The organism is Flectobacillus sp. (assembly GCF_049240685.1).
In the GTDB taxonomy this organism is placed as follows: domain Bacteria; phylum Bacteroidota; class Bacteroidia; order Cytophagales; family Spirosomataceae; genus Flectobacillus.
Genome location: NZ_JBMLSD010000322.1, coordinates 1 through 1237, shown reverse-complemented (window position 1 = coordinate 1237; position 1237 = coordinate 1). Strand labels below are relative to the sequence as shown.

Genomic DNA, 1237 nt, shown 5'->3' with positions numbered 1-1237 from the left:
TAATAGATGGCCAATTCCTGATGAGTTTCATCAAGAAGTCGTAAATAAGTGTGACGATGGCTAATAGTTTGAGGGTATTTTCGAAGAACCATAACCTAGGAGATTCAATAGCTAGCTCAGTTTTGGCGAATCTAAACGCCTGTTCGATATTCCATCGGTGCATGTAGCTATGACATATTTCCCAAGCTTCCTTAGCTGATTCTACAGGCAATGAGGTTAATAAATAGAGTGGTGACTGATAGTTTTTGGTATCTCTCACTATTACTAACGACAAGTTAATGTCTTCAAAACTAGGGTGTTGTACTTGAGTCCAAGCAATAGAAATGCTCTTGAGAATCTTTCTCTGAGAATCGAGCACAATCTTTTTACTTCTAGCTTTAAAAGAGCGAGCTAGAAGATGGGTTTGCTTTTTACCTTTAGTTGAGTGTATAAGTAAATGATTCTTCTTCCATCGGACTAGGAAATCTTGTTCGAAGTTCGTAAACCACTCGATGGTCCACTCATTAGCGTAACCACGGTCAAGCACATGTAGGATGCCTTTTCCTACTTGTGCTTGTAGTTTTTCTAGCATCCGAAACATAATGTTTCGACCATATTCCTTGTATTTACCTCTGGTAGTCCACCAACTCATCTGACATACACTTACAGACTCACCCAAAGCTGAGAGCAACGTACTTGTCCAATGATAACCAGGAACACAAATACGTTTATTAGGAGGAGAATAGTATCCTTTTTTTATCCGTGTTAGTCGTTTTGCCTTTGAGCTTTCTACACTACAAAGCCCTTCCAAAAACCAAGATTCAGCCTTTTCTAGCCGACTATCATCCCAAAGCATTAGCGGACGTTTTCCCTGTTTTACTAACGATTCAAGCCTTTTTCGAGTTTGACTAAAGAGAAAATTATCAATGATAGTAGATGTCCATTTTTTGGAACGTAACAGATTACTGATGCGCTTTGTCCCAGCGGGAGCATGTGCAAAGCCACAAATGTATCCACCTAACTCACTAAGCAATAAGCCCATAGAGTTGTGTCGATGCAATAAAATGGCAACTATTAAATCGTAAAAAGTACGAACTAAACGCTTATCCAGAACAGAATCTAACGATAACTGGACGTCAGCAAGATAAAGGTCAAGTTTATGAAGAAGTAAATGAGAGAGTCTTGACTTACTCGATTTTATGTCATTATTTTGTAGAAATGCTTTATGCATAGAAACCTCCTGTTTGTTTGTGTTTGT

General features: G+C 38.6%; 1 protein-coding gene. It reads right to left on the bottom strand.

What is annotated here, in order from left to right:
• The coding region (locus ACOVQ4_RS14645) for a transposase (protein ID WP_421821371.1) at window positions 1-1210 on the bottom strand (1210 nt) is incomplete at its 3' end.
• Window positions 1211-1237 lie beyond the last annotated feature (27 nt).